At 66.3% G+C, this 17,661-nt stretch carries 16 protein-coding genes; 5 read left to right on the top strand and 11 right to left on the bottom strand.

What is annotated here, in order from left to right:
- Positions 1-240: 240 nt before the first annotated feature.
- The 11 genes from RTW82_RS00665 to bioB all read right to left on the bottom strand — a co-directional run bounded on the left by RTW82_RS00665 (position 241) and on the right by bioB (position 13,260).
- Positions 241-2,019 (bottom strand): acyl-CoA dehydrogenase C-terminal domain-containing protein, encoded by a 1,779-nt coding sequence (locus tag RTW82_RS00665; RefSeq protein ID WP_316923971.1) that lies wholly within the window; start codon positions 2,017-2,019, stop codon positions 241-243.
- Between the two features lie 194 nt (positions 2,020-2,213).
- On the bottom strand, positions 2,214-4,010 hold the full coding sequence (locus RTW82_RS00670; protein WP_316923972.1) for an acyl-CoA dehydrogenase C-terminal domain-containing protein: 1,797 nt from the start codon (positions 4,008-4,010) through the stop codon (positions 2,214-2,216).
- Positions 4,011-4,126: 116 nt separating this feature from the next.
- Complete coding sequence (locus RTW82_RS00675; RefSeq protein WP_031289053.1) at positions 4,127-5,419, bottom strand: sensor domain-containing diguanylate cyclase; 1,293 nt, start codon at positions 5,417-5,419, stop codon at positions 4,127-4,129.
- Between the two features lie 191 nt (positions 5,420-5,610).
- The gene (locus RTW82_RS00680) at positions 5,611-7,416 is read right to left on the bottom strand and encodes a phenylacyl-CoA dehydrogenase (RefSeq protein WP_316923973.1); all 1,806 of its coding nucleotides are present in this window, start codon (positions 7,414-7,416) and stop codon (positions 5,611-5,613) included.
- Between the two features lie 166 nt (positions 7,417-7,582).
- Entirely contained in the window at positions 7,583-8,287 is a 705-nt protein-coding gene (locus tag RTW82_RS00685; protein WP_316923974.1) for a putative metalloprotease CJM1_0395 family protein, read from the bottom strand.
- A gap of 58 nt (positions 8,288-8,345) precedes the next feature.
- Positions 8,346-8,615, bottom strand: a complete 270-nt coding sequence (locus RTW82_RS00690) for a hypothetical protein (RefSeq protein WP_031289057.1) — start codon at positions 8,613-8,615, stop codon at positions 8,346-8,348.
- A gap of 90 nt (positions 8,616-8,705) precedes the next feature.
- Positions 8,706-9,389 (bottom strand): dethiobiotin synthase, encoded by a 684-nt coding sequence (gene bioD / locus RTW82_RS00695; RefSeq protein ID WP_316923975.1) that lies wholly within the window; start codon positions 9,387-9,389, stop codon positions 8,706-8,708.
- Positions 9,390-10,220, bottom strand: a complete 831-nt coding sequence (gene bioC / locus RTW82_RS00700) for a malonyl-ACP O-methyltransferase BioC (RefSeq protein ID WP_316923976.1) — start codon at positions 10,218-10,220, stop codon at positions 9,390-9,392. It lies immediately after the preceding gene.
- Positions 10,213-10,938 (bottom strand): alpha/beta fold hydrolase, encoded by a 726-nt coding sequence (locus RTW82_RS00705; protein WP_316923977.1) that lies wholly within the window; start codon positions 10,936-10,938, stop codon positions 10,213-10,215. The genes bioC and RTW82_RS00705 overlap by 8 nt, the downstream gene beginning before the upstream one ends.
- Positions 10,931-12,112 (bottom strand): 8-amino-7-oxononanoate synthase, encoded by a 1,182-nt coding sequence (gene bioF / locus RTW82_RS00710; protein ID WP_316923978.1) that lies wholly within the window; start codon positions 12,110-12,112, stop codon positions 10,931-10,933. The genes RTW82_RS00705 and bioF overlap by 8 nt, the downstream gene beginning before the upstream one ends.
- Positions 12,113-12,204: 92 nt before the next feature.
- Entirely contained in the window at positions 12,205-13,260 is a 1,056-nt protein-coding gene (gene bioB, locus RTW82_RS00715; RefSeq protein ID WP_316923979.1) for a biotin synthase BioB, read from the bottom strand.
- A 218-nt stretch (positions 13,261-13,478) separates the two neighbouring features.
- Here bioB and RTW82_RS00720 point away from each other — a divergent pair, with 218 nt between their 5' ends.
- From RTW82_RS00720 to rarD, 5 genes are all read left to right on the top strand, one after another.
- Complete coding sequence (locus RTW82_RS00720) at positions 13,479-13,772, top strand: hypothetical protein (RefSeq protein WP_021222751.1); 294 nt, start codon at positions 13,479-13,481, stop codon at positions 13,770-13,772.
- 21 nt (positions 13,773-13,793) lie between these two features.
- The gene (locus RTW82_RS00725; protein ID WP_316923980.1) at positions 13,794-14,528 is read left to right on the top strand and encodes a ComF family protein; all 735 of its coding nucleotides are present in this window, start codon (positions 13,794-13,796) and stop codon (positions 14,526-14,528) included.
- A 64-nt stretch (positions 14,529-14,592) separates the two neighbouring features.
- Positions 14,593-15,357: a TOBE domain-containing protein gene (locus RTW82_RS00730; protein WP_265170335.1), complete on the top strand. Its 765-nt coding sequence runs from the start codon at positions 14,593-14,595 to the stop codon at positions 15,355-15,357.
- Positions 15,358-15,434: 77 nt separating this feature from the next.
- Positions 15,435-16,409, top strand: a complete 975-nt coding sequence (locus RTW82_RS00735; RefSeq protein ID WP_021222754.1) for a serine/threonine protein kinase — start codon at positions 15,435-15,437, stop codon at positions 16,407-16,409.
- A gap of 151 nt (positions 16,410-16,560) precedes the next feature.
- A complete protein-coding gene (gene rarD / locus RTW82_RS00740; protein ID WP_316923981.1) occupies positions 16,561-17,451 on the top strand; it encodes an EamA family transporter RarD in 891 nt (296 codons plus the stop codon).
- The last annotated feature ends 210 nt before the right edge of the window (positions 17,452-17,661 follow it).

Below are 17,661 nucleotides of genomic sequence, written 5' to 3' on the forward strand. Positions count from 1 at the left end.
CTGCAGCCGCCGCTCACTCCGAACGTAGGGTGTGCTGCGCGCACCTGGGACTCGCCGGAAGCACCGAGCGGCGGTGCGCACACGGCACACCCTACGGCACGAGCTCATCCTGTCAGTCCTCGGCGCGAACCGTCACAGGCACAGAGCCGATGACTCATGACCACGTCCTGAAGACGCGGTTTCCCACGTTCAAATGAAAAAGCCCCGCATCGGCGGGGCTTTTTCGTTTGCGGGGGCCGCTTAGAACTGGGCGGCGTCCAGCAGGTACAGCGACTCACTACCGGCTTTCACCGAGGCGGTCAGGGAGTGGATGCGCGGCAGCAGGCGGGCGAAGTAGAAACGCGCGGTGCCCAGCTTGCTGGCGTAGAACTCGTCCTGGCCTTCCTTGCCCAGCGAGGCCTTGGCCATCAGTGCCCACATGTAGGCATAGGCGGTGTAGCCGAAGGCGTGCAGGTACTCGACCGACGCGGCGCCGATCTCGTTGGGGTTGGACTTGGCGCTTTCCAGCAGCCAGGCGGTGAGGTCGTCGAGGTTGGCGACCGCAGCGTTCAGCGGCTCGACGAACTCGGCCAGGTCAGCGGAGGCGCTGCCGGTGAAGGCCTTGATCTCATCGGAGAAGTGCTTGTAGAACGCGCCGCCGCTGCCGACGATCTTGCGGCCGACGAGGTCCAGCGCCTGGATGCCGTTGGTGCCTTCGTAGATCTGGGTGATGCGCACGTCACGCACCAGCTGCTCCTGGCCCCATTCGCGGATGAAGCCGTGGCCGCCGAAGATCTGCTGGCCGTGGACGGTGGTTTCCAGGCCGAGGTCGGTGAGGAAGGCCTTGGCCACGGGGGTGAGCAGGGCGACCATTTCTTCGGCGCGTTTGCGCACGACGGGGTCTTCGCTGAACTTGGCGGTGTCCAGCTGCATGGCGACGTAGGTGGAGAAGGCACGACCGCCTTCGTTGGCCGCCTTCATGGTCAGCAGCATGCGACGCACGTCGGGGTGCACGATGATCGGGTCGGCGGCCTTGTCCTTGGCGACCGGGCCGGTCGGCGCGCGGCTCTGGATGCGGTCGCGGGCGTATTCGACGGCGCTCTGGTAGGAACGCTCACCGGAAGCCAGGCCCTGGATGCCAACACCCAGACGCTCGTAGTTCATCATGGTGAACATGGCGGCCAGGCCCTTGTTCGGGGCGTCGACGATCCAGCCGGTGGCGCCGTCGAAGTTCATCACGCAGGTAGCGGAGGCCTTGATGCCCATCTTGTGCTCGATGGAGCCGCAGGACAGGGTGTTCTTCTCGCCGAGGGAGCCGTCGGCATTGACCATGAACTTGGGCACCAGGAACAGCGAGATGCCTTTCGGGCCGGCGGGCGCGTCGGGCAGCTTGGCCAGAACCAGGTGGATGATGTTCTCGGTGAGGTCGTGCTCGCCGCCGGTGATGAAGATCTTGGTGCCGGTGACCTTGTAGCTGCCGTCGGCCTGGGGTTCGGCCTTGGTGCGGATGATGCCCAGGTCGGTGCCGGCGTGGGGTTCGGTCAGGCACATGGAGCCCGCCCAGACGCCCGCGTACATGTTCGGCAGGTACTTTTCCTTGAGCTCTTCGCTGGCGTGCGCGTTGATCGACAGGCAGGCACCGGCGGTGAGCATCGGGTAGAGGCCGAAGGAGAGGTTGGCCGAGTTGACCATTTCCTCGACCTGGGCGGAGATCGCCTTGGGCATGCCCATGCCGCCGTAGACCGGGTCACCACCGACGCCGACCCAGCCGCCCTCGGCGTAGGTCTTGTAAGCCTCGGGGAAACCGGCAGGCGTGGTGACCGCGCCGTCGCTCCACTGGCAGCCTTCTTCGTCGCCGGAGCGGTTCAGCGGGGCGATGGTGCCGCCGGTGACCTTGCCGGCCTCTTCGAGGATCGCGGATGCGGTTTCGGCATCGACGGTCTCGGCCAGGGCGGGCAGCTCGGCCCAGAGCTTGGCAACCTCGAAAACCTCGTTGAGGACGAAGCGCATATCGCGCAGGGGCGCTTTGTAGTCAGCCATGTGCAAAACCTCGCAGGAACTCTACAGGCGGCCGGAAGGGCCGGTTTCACGGAACAGGGCGGCAGTGTACCCGAACAACTTTTGAGACACATAGGGTCGTTGCGTGACCATATGTTATCGACAAGTCACAATTCGCAACCCGGATGAAAAGGGCCCGCACATGGCGGGCCCCTGGATACACCCAGATTAGACGCTTAGAGCGCGAACTGGTCGGCCGGCAGGGCCATCAGGCAGTCGCTGCCCGCCTCGACCCCAGCCTGATGGGCGGTGGTGCGGGGCAGCAGGCGCTTGAAGTAGAAGTCGAAGGTGGCGAGCTTGGTCTGGTAGTACGCCGCCTCGCTGGTGCCGGCGTCGAGCTTGGTCTGGGCGACCACGGCCATCTGCAGCCAGAACCAGGCGAGCACGATGTAGCCGGAGTACATCAGGTAGTCGACGGAGGCAGCGCCCACTTCGTCCGGGTTCTTCATCGCGGCCATGCCGACCTTCTGGGTCAGCTCGCCCCACTGCTGGTTGAGCCGAGCCAGTTCGGCGGCCTGTGCCTTGAACTGCGGGTGCTCGGCCTGGGCCAGGCAGAACTTGTGCACGCGCTTGGTGAAGCCGCGCAACAGCTTGCCCTGGCTGCCGAGCACCTTGCGGCCGAGCAGGTCGAGGGCCTGAATACCGTTGGTGCCCTCATAGATGGGGGCGATGCGGCAGTCGCGTACCAGTTGCTCCATGCCCCACTCGCGAATGTAGCCGTGGCCGCCGAACACCTGCATGCCGAGGTTGGTGGCCTCCAGCCCGGTCTCGGTCATGAAGGCCTTGCAGATGGGGGTGAGGAAGGCCAGCAGGTCATCGGCTTCCTGGCGCTGCTCGGCGTCCTGGCTGCCGTGGGCGATATCCAGCAGTTGCGCGGTGAAGTAGGAGAGCGCGCGGTTGCCTTCGTTGAACGCCTTCATGGTCAGCAGCATGCGGCGCACGTCGGGGTGCACGATGATCGGGTCGGCGGCCTTTTCCGGGGCTTTCGGCCCGGTCAGTGCGCGCATCTGCAGGCGGTCGTTGGCGTAGCGCACGGCGCCCTGGTAGCTGGCCTCGCCGAGGCAGAGGCCCTGCATGCCGGTGCCCAGGCGGGCGTGGTTCATCATGGTGAACATGCAGTTAAGGCCCTTGTTGGCCTCGCCGATCAGGTAGCCGGTGGCGGAGTCGAAGTTCATCACGCAGGTGGCGGAAGCCTTGATGCCCATCTTGTGCTCGATGGAGCCACAGGAGACGGCGTTGCGCGCACCGACGGCGCCATCGGCGGCGGGCATGAACTTGGGCACGATGAACAGCGAGATGCCCTTGGTGCCGGCGGGGGCGTCGGGCAGCTTGGCGAGGACGAGGTGAACGATGTTCTCGCTCATGTCGTGCTCGCCGGCGGAGATGAAGATCTTGGTGCCGCTGACTGCGTAGCTGCCGTCGGCCTGGGGCACGGCGCGGGTCTTGATGATGCCGAGGTCGGTGCCGCAATGGGGCTCGGTGAGGCACATGGTGCCGGTCCAGCGGCCTTCGGTCATGCGGGTGAGGTAGGTCTGCTTCTGCTCTTCGGTGCCGTGGGCGTGGATGGCCGACATGGCGCCGTGGGTGAGGCCGGGGTACATGGCCCAGGATTGGTTACTGGAGGCGACCATCTCGCTGATGATCAGGCCGAGGGAATGCGGCAGGCCCTGGCCGCCATAGGCCGGGTCGGCGGCGAGGCCGTTCCAGCCCCCTTCCACGTACTGGGCGAAGGCTTCCTTGAAGCCCTTGGGCGTGGTCACCACGCCGTCGTTCCACTGGCACTCTTCTTCGTCGCCGGAACGGTTGATGGGCGAGAGCACCTGCTCGCAGAACTTGGCACCCTCTTCGAGAATCGCCGAGACCATGTCCGGGGTGGCGTCGCTGGCACCGATGGCGGCGTAGGTGGCCGGGAAATCGAAGACTTCGTCGATGAGGAAGCGCATGTCGCGCAGGGGGGCCTTGTACTCGGGCATGGCAGGTTCTCCGTCGGGTGAGCGCCATGGTCGGCGCCAATCATCCGACCCTACTGCTCAAGCCGCAGTCGGACAACGACGCTGCAAGCGCTGAATGCAGCGCCATAACCTGCGGTCTACGTGGCCGCCCGCTTCACCCGCACGGCACCGCGACGGTTCTGCCCGTGCAGGAACACCCGGTTGCGGCCGGCGCTCTTGGCGCTGTAGAGGGCCTGGTCCGCCACCTTGATGACTTCCTCCGGTGTGCGCTGTTCGGCGTCACGCTCGGCCACGCCGATGCTGATGGTCACCGAGACGCTCTGCCCGGCGCCGCCGCTGCGCTTGCTGCGGCCCTGCTCGTCGCTCTTGGGGCGGCTGTCCTTGTCGCGCAGCTGCATGCTGTAGTTCTCGATGGCTTCGCGTATCGCCTCCAGGTGCGGCTGGCATTCTTCCATGGTCTTGCCGGTGAAGACGATGGTGAATTCCTCGCCGCCGTAGCGATACGCCTTGCCACCGCCGGTGACCTTCTTCAGGCGGCTGGCGACCATGCGCAGCACCTGGTCGCCGACATCGTGGCCGTAGGTGTCGTTGAATTTCTTGAAGTGGTCGACGTCGGTCATCGCCAGCACGTAGTTGCGCCCGAGGCGTTGCAGGCGCTCGTTGAGGGCGCGGCGGCCGGGCAGCCCGGTGAGCTCGTCACGGAAGGCCATCTGGTAGGCCTCGTGGGCCACCGAGGCGGTGAGCGCGAGCATCGCCAGGCTGCTCATTGCATGCAGCGCATGGGGCAGGACGAAGACCTTGGGCAGCATCCACCAGATGCCCAGCAGGGCCAGGAGCTGGGCGGCGTGCTGCGGCCGGGGCTGGCGCACATAGATGACCGCCAGGGCGATCAGGGCACCGACGAAGGCGAAGTAGGAAAGCTGGATCAGGCTCATCCAGGTGCCATGCAGCAACGGCCAGTGCACGGCGGTCAGCGCCGGCAGCACGGATTCGGGGTAGCTGCGACCAAGCGCGACGGCGACGCCGACCACGGCGAGCATCACCGCAGCGCGGGCGACGAAGTCCTGCAGCAGGTGGGTGCGCTCCTGCCAGCAACCGAACAGGCCGAACAGCAGGGGCAGCAGCAGGCTGCAGAGGTGGAACACCAGGGCCGCGTCTTCACGCACGACACGCTCGGTCTGGTAGTAGTCGACCTGGGTGTCGAGCAGGTAGTAAGCGAGGTAGAGGATCAGCAGCAGGAACAACTGGCGCAGGCGGCCGTAGGCGGCGCAGAACGAACCGCCGAGCAGCAGCAGGAGCGTGGGCAGCACGTTGAACAACGAGACGAAGAACTCCGTCATGACCGTCAGCGAGCCCATCACGCCGCCGGCCAGGATCAGGGCCAGGGGCGGGACGAAATGACTGACGCGAAAGGACGAGAGAGACCGCACTGATGCTGATCCAGAAAGGTGTCGGAGGGGGTGGGCGAGCTGGCCATATGATTGCATTTCTGCAGGGGCCACGCATCCGTCTGCGCGACGAAACGCCCCTATTCGCGCCCTCTTGGCCGAGGTTGCGGGCACATTCACACGCCCATGAAAAAGCCCGCCTTGCGGCGGGCTTCTTCGTACAGCGCTAAACCTTAGTAACCGAGGGCGAAGTCTTCTTCGGCCAGGTCCATCAGGTTGTTGGCGCCGGACAGCATGGTTTCAACATGGGTACGGGTACGCGGCAGGATGCGCTTGAAGTAGAAACGCGCGGTCTGCAGCTTGGCCTTGTAGAAGGCGGCGTCGCCTTCGCCAGCAGCGATCTTCTCGGCAGCCAGGCGAGCGATGTCGGCCCAGAAGTAAGCCAGGCAGGCGTAACCGGAGTACATGAGGTAGTCCACGGAAGCGGCGCCGACTTCTTCGCGATCTTTCATCGCAGCCATGCCGACCTTCATGGTGATGTCGCCCCACTCCTTGTTCAGCTTGGCCAGCGGCTCGACGAATTCCTTGACGGCTTCGTTGCCTTCGTTGGCCTGGCAGAACTTGTGCACGATCTTGGTGAAGCCCTTCAGCGCTTCGCCCTGGGTCATGAGGATCTTGCGGCCCAGCAGGTCCAGAGCCTGGATACCGGTGGTGCCTTCGTACAGCATGGAGATGCGGCTGTCGCGAACGTTCTGCTCCATGCCCCACTCGGCGATGAAGCCGTGGCCACCATAGATCTGTACGCCGTGGTTGGCCGACTCGAAGCCGACTTCGGTCATGAACGCCTTGGCGATCGGGGTCAGGAAGGCCAGCAGCGCGTCGGCGGCTTTCTTCTCTTCCTCGTTCTGGCTGTATTTGACGATGTCGACCTGCTTGGCGGTGAAGTACACCATCGCGCGGTTGCCTTCGGCGAAGGCTTTCATGGTCAGCAGCATGCGACGCACGTCCGGGTGGACGATGATCGGGTCAGCGGGCTTCTCGGGCGCTTTCGGGCCGGTCAGAGCACGCATCTGCAGACGCTCGCGAGCGTATTTCAGGCCACCCTGGAAACCGATTTCGGCGTGGGCCAGGCCTTGCAGCGCGGTACCCAGGCGAGCGGTGTTCATGAAGGTGAACATGCAGTTCAGGCCTTTGTTCGCCGGGCCGATCAGGAAACCGGTAGCGCCGTCGAAGTTCATCACGCAGGTCGCGTTGCCGTGGATGCCCATCTTGTGTTCGAGGGAACCGCACGCAACGGCGTTGCGCTCGCCCACGCCGCCTTCAGCGGTCGGCATGAACTTCGGCACGATGAACAGGGAGATGCCTTTGGTGCCGGCCGGTGCATCGGGCAGGCGGGCCAAGACGATATGGACGATGTTGTCGGCCATGTCGTGTTCACCGGCGGAGATGAAGATCTTGGTGCCGGTGACTTTGTAGGAACCATCGGCCTGAGGCTCGGCCTTGGTGCGCAGCATGCCCAGGTCGGTACCGCAGTGCGGTTCGGTCAGGCACATGGTGCCGGTCCACTCGCCGGATACCAGCTTGGTCAGGTAGGTGTGTTTCTGGTCGTCGGTGCCGTGGGCGGACAGGGTGTTCATCGCGCCGTGGGACAGGCCGGGGTACATGCCCCAGGACCAGTTGGCTTCGCCGACCATTTCGCTGATGGCCAGGCCGAGCGACTCGGGCAGGCCTTGGCCGCCGTGGTCGACGTCATGGGCCAGGCTCGGCCAGCCGCCTTCGACGAACTGCTTGTAGGCTTCCTTGAAGCCGGCCGGGGTTTTCACGCCGGACTCGCTCCAGGTGCAACCCTCGATGTCACCCACGCGGTTCAGCGGAGCGATCACCTGCTCACAGAACTTCGCACCTTCCTCGAGAATGGCGTCAACCATGTCCGGGGTGGCGTCCTGGCAGCCAGGCAGGCTCTGATAGTGCGCTTCGTAGCCGAGCAGCTCGTCACGTACGAAACGGATATCACGCAAGGGGGCCTTGTAATCAGGCATAGCAGTAAACCTCTACGGTGGGTTCCTAGTTAAGGTGACCGGCACATCGGTCGCTTACAACATCACGGTAGTCGCTGTGGGCTGCGCGGAAGCCGCCCGACAATCAAACAGGTGTTTGAAACATACGTTTACGCCAATCCCTTGTCAAGCATCCGCCCATCGGCGCTCAAGCGCGGGTATCGAGCAGGGGGCCGAGGGCGCTGGGGCTGGCGACCTGAAGGTAGATACCCAGATCCTGATTGGCCGCAGGAGAGGCCGACGAAGACGACTCGTCCTCCGATTTGGCACGGGCGGCGGCTTTGCTCGCGGCCTCCTCGGAGGCTTCCTCGCGGCGCTGCTGGGCGAGTTCGACCAGCGCCTGCCCGGCCTGGGCGGCAGCTTCGGCGGCGACGCGGCGGTCCTGGGCCGATGGATCGGCCGGGGCCAGCGCTGCACGCTGTACCACCGCCATCTTGCGCAGAGTGGCGGCGGGGTCACCCGCCACTGCGCTCACGTCGATGCCGACTTCGCCACTCGTGGCATAGGACTGGCCATCCGGGCCACGCTTGAAACTGTAGCTGGGGGAGCCGGCATAGGCAGCGCCTACTGCGGCATGGGCCTGCTCATGGGCGCGCACTTCGCGGTCCCGCGCAGCCAGTTCGGCGATTTCCTGCAGGTCCTGCTGTTCCTGCTGCCGTGTTGCGCGTGCAGAGGCCGCACCCTCGCCGTCACGCACGTCGGCGCGGGTGCCCGTGGAAAGAGACCGATCATCGGTGGCCGATGAAGAACGAAGAGAAGAAGAGGAATCAGTGGCAGCGCCGCTCAGCGAACCGCGCGAAGACGGCGACGCCAGTGTGGGCGAGGGGAGATATGCAGCACTGCCGATCCGCATGGGGCCCTCCCTGCCCGCGCCAGACCACCGGCCGCTAACGCAGTCGGGATGCCCTTGGTCAGGCGTGGGTGTCGATCAGGGTTCCGAGTACATCGTCAGCGGTCTTGATCACCTGCGCCCCGGCTTCCGCCTGGAACTTGCCGACGTTGAGGTCCACCAGGTTGCTCGCCTGGTCGGCACCGTTGAATTCCTGCACGCGGGCGCTGGGGGCCTGCTGGTTGCGCTGCACGGACGAGCCTGCGATATCCGCACCAGCCTGGTCGATACGACGCTGGCCAGACTGCAGAGCACTCAATCCTGCGCTGAAGGCACTACCGGAGATTTCCATCACCAACCCCGAAACAAGAGATTAACGACCTAATTGAAGCAGAAAACGCCTAAAAAACGTACAAACAAAAGGCTATCAACTTCGGATCGCTTATAGCCCAAGCGGGGCGAGGTCCAGCCAGGCGGCAACGGCGGCGGGTGTCGGCGACTCCAGGCGCGGGATGCGGCCCAGGCAAGGGGCCGGAAGGCGCTCTGTCAGGGTGGCCAGGTTCTCTTCCAGACGCGAGGTGTTCGGGTCCACCAGGTTGGCCACCCAGCCGGCGAGCGGCAGCCCATCCCGCAGGATCACCTCGGCGCTGAGCAGTGCGTGGTTGATGCAGCCCAGGCGTACGCCGACCACGAGGATCACCGGCAGGCCCAGGGCAATCGGCAGGTCGGACAGGTTGGCCCGGTCCGCCAGGGGCACCCGCCAACCACCCGCCCCTTCCACCAGGGTGAAGTCGGCGCCTTTGTCGAGAATCCGCCGCACGGGGACCGAGAGCGCGGCCAGGTTCAGCTCGACACCCGCTTCGCGGGCAGCCAGATGCGGGGCGATGGCGGGCTCGAAGGCCAGCGGGTTGATCTCCTCGTAGGCCAGCGGCAGCGAGCACTCGCCCAGCAGTGCCAGGGCGTCTTCGTTGCGCAGGCCATCGGCGGTAGCCAGGCAACCGGACGCCACCGGCTTGCTCGCCGCCGTGGACAGCCCAACCCGACGTGCCGCATGCAGCAGGCCGGCAGCCACCGTGGTCTTGCCGATCTCGGTGTCGGTACCGGCGATGAAGAAGGCAGCGGCCATTCAGGAATCCTTGCGCAGCAGGCCGTGGACGACCTGATAGGTAACGGGCAGGCCGGCGTCATCGCGGCGACGCTCGTAGGCGTCGATCAGGGCGAGCATGCGCGCCCGGCCGGTCAGGCCACCGGGGCGACCGGGGTTGAGGTTGTGCGCACCCAGCGCCTTGAGCTCATGGGTCAGGCTGCGCAGATCGGGGAAATGCAGGGTTCGCGGGCGACGTTCGAGCTGCAGCGGAGTCAACCCGCTTGCGACGCAAAGCGCCTGGTAGCGTTGGAACTCGCGGAAGCGGTTGACGTGGACGAAGCCGTCCACCTCCTGCCAGCTGTCGCGCAGCTCCTGCAGGGTGCCGACACAGAGACTGCTGAACACCAGCAGTCCACCCGGTCGCAGCACCCGCCGCACCTCGGCCAGCACGGCGGCGAAATCGCCGCACCACTGCACCGCCAGGCTGCTGAACACCAGGTCCAGGCAACCATCTGCCAGCGGCAGGCGCTCGGCGTCGCCCGCCGCGAAATACCGCGCGCCCCCCAGGGGTTGCGCGTGCTGCAGCATGCCTTCGGCGATATCCATCGCCAGGCCGGACGAAGCCGGGAAGCGCTGCGCCAGCTGGCGCGAGAAGTACCCGGTGCCGCAGCCCAGGTCGAGCCAGCGTTCAGGAGCAAAGTGCTTGGGCAGGCTGTCGAGCAGGGCACCGCCGACGGCGCGCTGCAGCTCGGCCACGCTGTCATAGCTGGCGGCCGCGCGCGAGAAGGACGCCGCTACCTGGCGCTTGTCCGGCAGGGGCGAAGCGTCCTGGGAGGCGCAGGGCAGAGGCAGGGCAACGGATTCAGACATCTTCACCTTCGAACATGAACGCCAGCATCGCTTCGGCGACCGCATCCGGGCACTCCACCGGCAGGCCGTGGCTGGCCTCACGGATGATCGACGCCTCCACGTCCGGTAACCAATCCAGCAACGCCTGGCAGGCGGCGGCGGGCACCAGCGCATCGCGGCCGGCGAACAGGTGCAACTGGGGGCCGCTGTAGGCACGCAGGGCGCCACGGGTATCCAGCCCGGCCAGCAGTTGCAGGCCGGCTTCCAGCACCTCGGGCGGTGTCGACGGCTGGGTGACCTGCAGTTGCCGCGCCAGGGTGCGCGGGTCCTTGGCGCCCTGGCTCACCAGCAGGCGGAAGCGCTTGAGGGTCAGTGCAGGGTCAAGGCCAAAGGCTTCATGGAAAGCGGCGAAGACCTCGCCAGGCATGGCGCTCGGCCAATCCTCGCGGGCACGGAAACACAGGTTGCTGGCAAGACCGATGAGCCCGCGGCAGGACGCGTCCCGCCGTGCCGCCAACTGCGCGGCCAGCATGCCGCCCAGGGACCAGCCGGCCAGCCAGCAGTCGCTCGGCAGGCGCGCATCAAGTTCGTCGAGCCAGGCTTCCGGCTGCGCCAGGTCGGGCAGCGCTTCGATCTCGATGTTCAGGTGCGGCGCACGCTCGGACAGGGCATCGCGCAGCGGCTCCAGGGCCGCCGGGCCCAGCGCCCAGCCGGGCAGCAGGATCAATCGATCACGCATCGGGGTTTCCTTCCTTAGCCAGAATGTTCCAGCTTTCGGACAACGCCAGGAGCAACAGTTCCAGCTGGGCCTCGCTGTGGGAGGCACTGAAGGTCACCCGCAAACGCGCACTGCCGGCCGGAACCGTGGGTGGGCGGATGGCGCCGACGAGAATGCCGCGCTCGCGCAGCAGGGCCGCGAGCCTCATGGCCCGGGCGCTGTCGCCGACGAGGATCGGCTGGATCGGCGTCGGGCTGTCCATCAGCGTCAGGCCGATCTCGGCGGCGCCCTCGCGGAAGCGCTGGATCAACCGGTTCAGGTGCTCGCGGCGCCAGCTCTCCTTCTGCAGCAGCTCGAGGCTCTTGAGCGTCGCGCAGGCCACAGCGGGCGGCTGGCTGGTGGTGTAGATGTAGGGACGGGCGAACTGCACCAGCGTCTCGATCAGCTCCTCGCTGCCGGCAACGAAGGCCCCGGCGGTGCCGAAGGCCTTGCCCAGGGTGCCCACCAGCACGGGCACGTCGTCCAGACCGAGGCCGAAGTGCTCGACGATGCCGCCGCCCGTGGCGCCCAGGGGGCCGAAGCCGTGGGCGTCGTCGACCATCACCCAGGCGCCCTTCTCCCTGGCCTTGGCGCAGAGCGCAGGCAGGTCGGCGAGGTCGCCGTCCATGCTGAACACACCGTCGGTGACTACCAGGGTGTTGCCTTCCGCCTTCTCCAGGCGCGAAGCCAGGCTGCCCACATCGTTGTGCAGGTAGCGGGAAAAACGTGCCCCGGAGAGCAGGCCCGCGTCCAGCAGCGAGGCGTGGTTGAGGCGATCCTCCAGCACGCTGTCGCCCTTGCCCACCAGCGCGGTGACGGCGCCCAGGTTGGCCATGTAGCCGGTGGAGAACAGCAGCGCGCGCGGCCGACCGGTGAACTCGGCCAGGGCCAGCTCCAGTTCGTGGTGCGGTCCGCTGTGGCCGATCACCAGGTGCGAGGCACCCCCACCGGCGCCCCAGCGCTCGGCACCGGCACGCAACGCGGCGATCACCTCGGGGTGGTTGGCCAGGCCCAGGTAGTCGTTGGAACAGAAGGCGAGCACCGCCCGGCCATCCACCACCGCCTCGGGCCCCTGGGGGCTTTCCAGCAGGGGGCGCTGGCGGTAAAGGTCGGCGGCGCGGCGCTCGGCGAGTCGGGAAGCGAGATCGAAGGGCATAGAAAGCTCGAAGCGGGAAGCTAGAAGCTGAAAGCCCGAGCCACCCGCTTCAAGCTTCCGGCTTCAGGCTTCAGGCTTCCAGCTCGCCGTCGTTAAACAGCAGCGTTATAGAAGAGCTTGGAGTCTCTCTGCTCCACCAGCGCCTGTTCGATGGCGGCCTGGTGCACTTCGTCGGCGTGTTCTTCGCGCTCTTCCGGCTTGATGCCGAGGCGGGCGAAGAGCTGCATGTCCTTGTCCGCTTGCGGGTTGGCGGTGGTCAGCAGTTTTTCGCCGTAGAAGATGGAGTTGGCGCCGGCCATGAAGGCCAGGGCCTGCATCTGCTCGTTCATCTGCTCGCGGCCTGCGGAGAGGCGTACATGGGACTTCGGCATCATGATGCGCGCCACGGCCAGGGTGCGGATGAAGTCGAACGGGTCGACGTCCTTCTCTTCGGCCAGCGGCGTGCCCTTGACCTTGACCAGCATGTTGATCGGCACCGACTCCGGGTGCTCCGGCAGGTTGGCCAGCTGGATCAGCAGGCCGGCGCGGTCGTCCACCGACTCGCCCATGCCGAGGATGCCGCCGGAACAGATCTTCATCCCCGCCTCGCGCACGTAGGCCAGGGTCTGCAGGCGCTCACTGTAGGTGCGGGTGGTGATGATGTTGCCGTAGAACTCCGGCGAGGTATCGAGGTTGTGGTTGTAGTAGTCCAGCCCGGCATCGGCCAGCGCCTGGGTCTGCTCCTGGTCGAGGCGGCCGAGGGTCATGCAGGTCTCGAGGCCGAGCTTCTTCACGCCCTTCACCATCTCCAGCACGTAGGGCATGTCCTTGGCGGAGGGGTGCTTCCAGGCGGCGCCCATGCAGAAGCGGGTGGAGCCGATGGCCTTGGCCTCGGCGGCGGCCTGCAGGACCTTCTGCACCTCCATCAGCTTTTCCTTGTCCAGGCCGGTGTTGTAGTGGCCGGACTGGGGGCAGTACTTGCAGTCTTCGGGGCAGGCGCCGGTCTTGATCGACAGCAGGGTGGAAACCTGCACGCGATTCGGGTCGAAGTGCGCGCGGTGCACGGTCTGCGCCTGGAACAGCAGGTCATTGAAGGGTTGCTCGAACAGCGCCCGCACTTCGGCGAGGGACCAGTCGTGGCGTGTAGAGATGGCTGCGGTTGCACTCATGGGAGCTTCCTTCGACGCGTGGATCGCGCCTCTTGTAAGGGGAAATCCCGACGGCGAGCGCGGGAATTCAGGCTGATGGGCATCTTGATTTTGGGGTATGACGCTGTCAACCAAAAACTCGACACAGGTTTACATCTGGTTATTTGTTGACCACAAAGAACCCTTGGCTGCCGTTTGGATCAAAGACCCTGACGGTCCTGAACGCATAAGGAATGAGCATGGGTAACGACGGTTTCTTCAGTTGGCTAGGCGAGGCGATCGGCAAGGTGATCCGCTTCATCGTGGACCTCCTTTCCACCGTCCTCGGCGGCGTCTGGGCGGCCATGGACGACTTTCTCCACGGCCTCGCGCGGGCCATCGGCATGGATGTGTCGATCTTCAGCTTCGTCGTACTCATTCTCGGCCTGCTCCTGCTGTTCAGCGGCGTACGCGCATTGCTGCGAAAGGGCATCATCAGCGGCCTGATCCTCATCTTCCTCGGCCTGGTCGTCATGAGCTGGCTGATTCACTGACCTCGCCCACGGAGGGGCGCCATGGACAGGATCGTCCACCTGCTGCGCCACCTCGTCACCCCATCCCCGACCTGCGCGCTGTGCGGCGCGCGGGCAACCGGCAGCAGCCTGCCAATATGCCCCGGCTGCGAAGGCGACCTCCCCTGGCTGGACGGCTGCTGCAGCGTCTGTGCCCTGCCCCTCCCCGCCCACGGGCTGGTGTGCGGCGAATGCCTGAAGCAGCCACCCGCCTTCGATGCCGCCCACATCGCCTGGCGCTATGACTTCCCGGTAGACAGCCTCATCACCCGCTTCAAGCACCAGGCCCAATGGCCCTTGGGGCGCCTGCTGGCGGAGCTGCTGGCCAACCACCTGCAACGGACCCAGGCCCCAGGTGAACCCCGCCCCGATGCCCTGCTCGCGGTGCCGCTGGCCGCCCGGCGCCAACGCCAGCGCGGCTTCAACCAGGCGCAGATGCTCGCCCACTGGCTTGGCCGTCAACTGCGCCTGCCCGTGCACGACGACTGGCTACTCCGCGCCCTCGACACCCCCGCCCAGCAAGGCCTGGACGCCGCCACCCGCAAGCGCAACCTGCGCGGCGCCTTCCAGCTCGCCAGGCACGCCGCGCCGAGCGGGCTGCACCTGGCCCTGGTGGATGACGTGCTGACCACCGGCACCACCGCGCAATACCTCGCCCAGTTGCTGAAACGCGCCGGCGCCGCACGGGTCGACATCTATTGCCTGGCCCGCACGCCCAAACCCGGCAGCACGCCCTGAGTGCTTGACTGAAGCGTCGGACTCACTCAGCCTGCTGCGCCATAGTCACCAGCAGTTATCCGCCATGAGCCAGCTCACGCCCCTGACCCAGCAACTGACCCGCCGCCCGCAGCGCATGGCCCTGCTGGAGCAGATCGGCGTGCAGGGCTCGATCACCCGCGCCGCCAAGGCCGCAGGGCTGAGCTACAAGGCCGCGTGGGACGCCATCGACGAACTCAACAACCTTTCCGAGAAGCCCCTGGTCGAACGCAGCGTCGGCGGCAAGGGCGGCGGTGGCGCACGCCTATCCGCCGAGGGCGAGCGCCTGCTGGCCCTGTTCAAGCGCATGGAAAGCCTGCAGGCGCGTCTGCTGGAAAGCGCCGAAAGCGAGCAGGACCTCGAGCGCCTCGGCCGCCTGATGCTGCGCACCAGCGCCCGCAACCAGCTCAGCGGCAAGGTCGTTGCGCTGCACGCCCAAGGCCGCAACGACGTGGTGGAGATCGAACTCCCCGGTGGTGCGAGCATGCGCGCGCAGATCACCCATGACAGCAGCGAAAAGCTGGAGCTTGCCCCCGGTGGCGGCGTGATCGCCCTGATGAAGGCCGGCTGGCTCAGCGTGCAACCCCTGGGCGCCACGCCCGACCCGCAGATGAACGCCCTGGAAGGCCGCATCGAGGCGATCCTGCCCGATGACGAAGGCCCCAGCGAAGTGCGCATCACCCTGGCCAGCGGCCAGACCCTGTGCGCCCTGGCCGAAGCCCAGCAACTCAAGGCCGATGGCCTGCAGCCCGGCAGCATGGCCCGCGCCCAGTTCTCCCCCAGCCAGGTTCTGCTCGGCACCCCGCTCTGAGATGCGCTCCTTATAGATAGGCCGCCCCGCTGGTGCCATTGGCGCTAGACTTGCCGCCCAATCCATCGGAGCCACCCATGTCCCATCCCTTCGCCGAACTGACCCCCGACCTGGTGCTCGATGCAGTGGAGAGCCTGGGCTACCTCAGTGACGCCCGCGTGCTGGCCCTGAACAGCTACGAGAACCGCGTCTACCAGGTCGGCATCGAGGACGAGCAGCCGCTGATCGCCAAGTTCTATCGCCCGCAACGCTGGACCGACGCCGCGATCCGCGAAGAGCACGCCTTCAGCGCCGAGCTCGCCGAACATGAAGTCCCGGTGGTGGCCCCGCTCTCCCGGGATGGCGAAACCCTGTTCGAACATGCCGGCTTCCGCTTCGCCCTGTTCCCCCGTCGCGGCGGCCGCGCCCCCGAGCCCGGCAACATGGACCAGCTCTACCGCCTCGGCCAGCTGCTCGGCCGCCTGCATGCGGTAGGCGCCGTGCGCCCCTTCGAGCACCGCGAGACCCAGACCGTCCAGGCCTTCGGCCACGACTCGCTGCACACCCTGCTGGAGGGCGGCTTCGTGCCCAAGAGCCTGCTCCCGGCCTATGAGTCCGTCGCCCGCGACCTGCTCAAGCGCCTCGACCAGCGCTTCGGCGAGGTGCGCTACAACGCCATCCGCCTGCACGGCGACTGCCACCCCGGCAACCTGCTGTGCCGTGATGAAACCTTCCACATGGTCGACCTCGACGACTGCCGCATGGGCCCGGCAGTGCAAGACCTGTGGATGATGCTGGCCGGCGAGCGCCACGAACGCCTGACGCAACTCTCAGAGCTGGTGGACGGCTACCAGGAATTCCACGATTTCGACCCCCGCGAGCTGCCCCTCATCGAAGCCCTCCGGGCCCTGCGCCTGATGCACTACAGCGCCTGGCTGGCACGGCGCTGGGACGACCCGGCCTTCCCCATGAGCTTCCCCTGGTTCGGCAGCGAGCGTTACTGGGGCGACCAGGTGCTGATCCTGCGCGAGCAGCTGGCGGCGATGGACGAAGAGCCGTTGCGGCTCTTCTAGCCCCTGCGAACGAGAGCGGAACGCGGCGTAACGTATTTCTTACGCCCGTTTCGACGGGGGCCTGCCGGAAGATCCTGAACACACAGACAAGTCGGCCGGGCGGCCTCTAGAATGTCGGACCTTTCGTTAGCGACCTAAGCAAGGACCTTGCATGGCCACCGCCAACCCGCGTCGCGGGTACATTCTCGGCCTGACCGCCTACATCATCTGGGGCCTGTTCCCCATCTATTTCAAAGCCATCCAGGCCGTCCCCGCCCTGGAGATCATCGTCCATCGCGCGGTCTGGTCCGCCGTGTTCGGCGCCCTCCTGCTGCTGGTGTGGAAGCACCCCGGCTGGCTGCGTGAGCTGCGGGCCAACCCGAAACGCTTCGGCATCCTCGCCGCCAGCGGCATGCTGATCGCCTCCAACTGGCTGGTCTACGTCTGGGCGGTGAACAACGGGCGCATGCTCGAAGCCAGCCTGGGCTACTACATCAACCCGCTGGTGAACGTGCTGCTGGGAATGCTGCTGCTCGGCGAGCGCCTGCGTCGCCTGCAATGGCTCGCCGTGGGCCTGGCGACTGCGGGCGTGGCGCAGCAAATCTGGCAAGTGGGCAGCCTGCCCTGGGTGTCGCTGACCCTGGCGCTGACCTTCGGCTTCTACGGGCTGATCCGCAAGCAGGCGCCTGTAGCGGCGCTGCCCGGGCTGGTGGTGGAAACCTGGCTGCTGCTGCCTATCGCGCTGGGCTGGCTGGCCCTGCACCCGGCGGCGCAGACCAGCCAGGTGGCGTTCTGGAGCACGCCCGAAGCCTTCTGGCTGATGGCCGCAGGCCCGATCACCCTGGTACCGCTGGTGTGCTTCAACGCCGCCGCCCGCCACCTGCCCTACACCACCCTGGGCTTCCTCCAGTACCTGGCGCCGACCTTGGTGATGCTGCAGGCCATCTTCCTCTATGGCGAACACTTCGACCCAAGCAAGCTCGTCGCCTTCTGCTTCATCTGGGCCGGCCTGCTCGTCTACAGCGTCGACGCCTGGTTCACCCTGCGTCGCAACGTCGGCTGAGCAGAAAACGAACGATCGGCTACAGGCCAGGCAACGCGAGGCCTGTAGCCGTTTCTCCCAAGGTTATCCACAGCTCCATCCCCGCCCTTTGTGCACAAGCCGCTGATTTAGCTCGTTTTTCACCCAGGTAGCGGAAAAGCCCGCCCCGCGTGGCGCAGCCGTTACGCTCCCCAGGTTATCCACAGGCTTGCTCAGGTTTTCCGGGGATAG

Source organism: Pseudomonas sp. zfem005, assembly GCF_032621735.1.
In the GTDB taxonomy this organism is placed as follows: Bacteria; Pseudomonadota; Gammaproteobacteria; order Pseudomonadales; family Pseudomonadaceae; genus Metapseudomonas; species Metapseudomonas solani.

Bases quoted from the DNA above. Each gene is read 5' to 3' on its own strand.
- bioC (WP_316923976.1), bottom strand. From the start codon at position 10,220: ATGTCTGAATCCGTTGCCCTGCCTCTGCCCTGCGCCTCCCAGGACGCT.
- RTW82_RS00690 (WP_031289057.1), bottom strand. From the start codon at position 8,615: ATGGAAATCTCCGGTAGTGCCTTCAGCGCAGGATTGAGTGCTCTGCAG.
- RTW82_RS00735 (WP_021222754.1), top strand. From the start codon at position 15,435: ATGTCCCATCCCTTCGCCGAACTGACCCCCGACCTGGTGCTCGATGCA.
- bioD (WP_316923975.1), bottom strand. From the start codon at position 9,389: ATGGCCGCTGCCTTCTTCATCGCCGGTACCGACACCGAGATCGGCAAG.
- RTW82_RS00680 (WP_316923973.1), bottom strand. From the start codon at position 7,416: ATGCCTGATTACAAGGCCCCCTTGCGTGATATCCGTTTCGTACGTGAC.
- RTW82_RS00720 (WP_021222751.1), top strand. From the start codon at position 13,479: ATGGGTAACGACGGTTTCTTCAGTTGGCTAGGCGAGGCGATCGGCAAG.
- RTW82_RS00670 (WP_316923972.1), bottom strand. From the start codon at position 4,010: ATGCCCGAGTACAAGGCCCCCCTGCGCGACATGCGCTTCCTCATCGAC.
- rarD (WP_316923981.1), top strand. From the start codon at position 16,561: ATGGCCACCGCCAACCCGCGTCGCGGGTACATTCTCGGCCTGACCGCC.
- RTW82_RS00685 (WP_316923974.1), bottom strand. From the start codon at position 8,287: ATGCGGATCGGCAGTGCTGCATATCTCCCCTCGCCCACACTGGCGTCG.
- RTW82_RS00725 (WP_316923980.1), top strand. From the start codon at position 13,794: ATGGACAGGATCGTCCACCTGCTGCGCCACCTCGTCACCCCATCCCCG.
- bioB (WP_316923979.1), bottom strand. From the start codon at position 13,260: ATGAGTGCAACCGCAGCCATCTCTACACGCCACGACTGGTCCCTCGCC.
- bioF (WP_316923978.1), bottom strand. From the start codon at position 12,112: ATGCCCTTCGATCTCGCTTCCCGACTCGCCGAGCGCCGCGCCGCCGAC.
- RTW82_RS00730 (WP_265170335.1), top strand. From the start codon at position 14,593: ATGAGCCAGCTCACGCCCCTGACCCAGCAACTGACCCGCCGCCCGCAG.
- RTW82_RS00665 (WP_316923971.1), bottom strand. From the start codon at position 2,019: ATGGCTGACTACAAAGCGCCCCTGCGCGATATGCGCTTCGTCCTCAAC.
- RTW82_RS00705 (WP_316923977.1), bottom strand. From the start codon at position 10,938: ATGCGTGATCGATTGATCCTGCTGCCCGGCTGGGCGCTGGGCCCGGCG.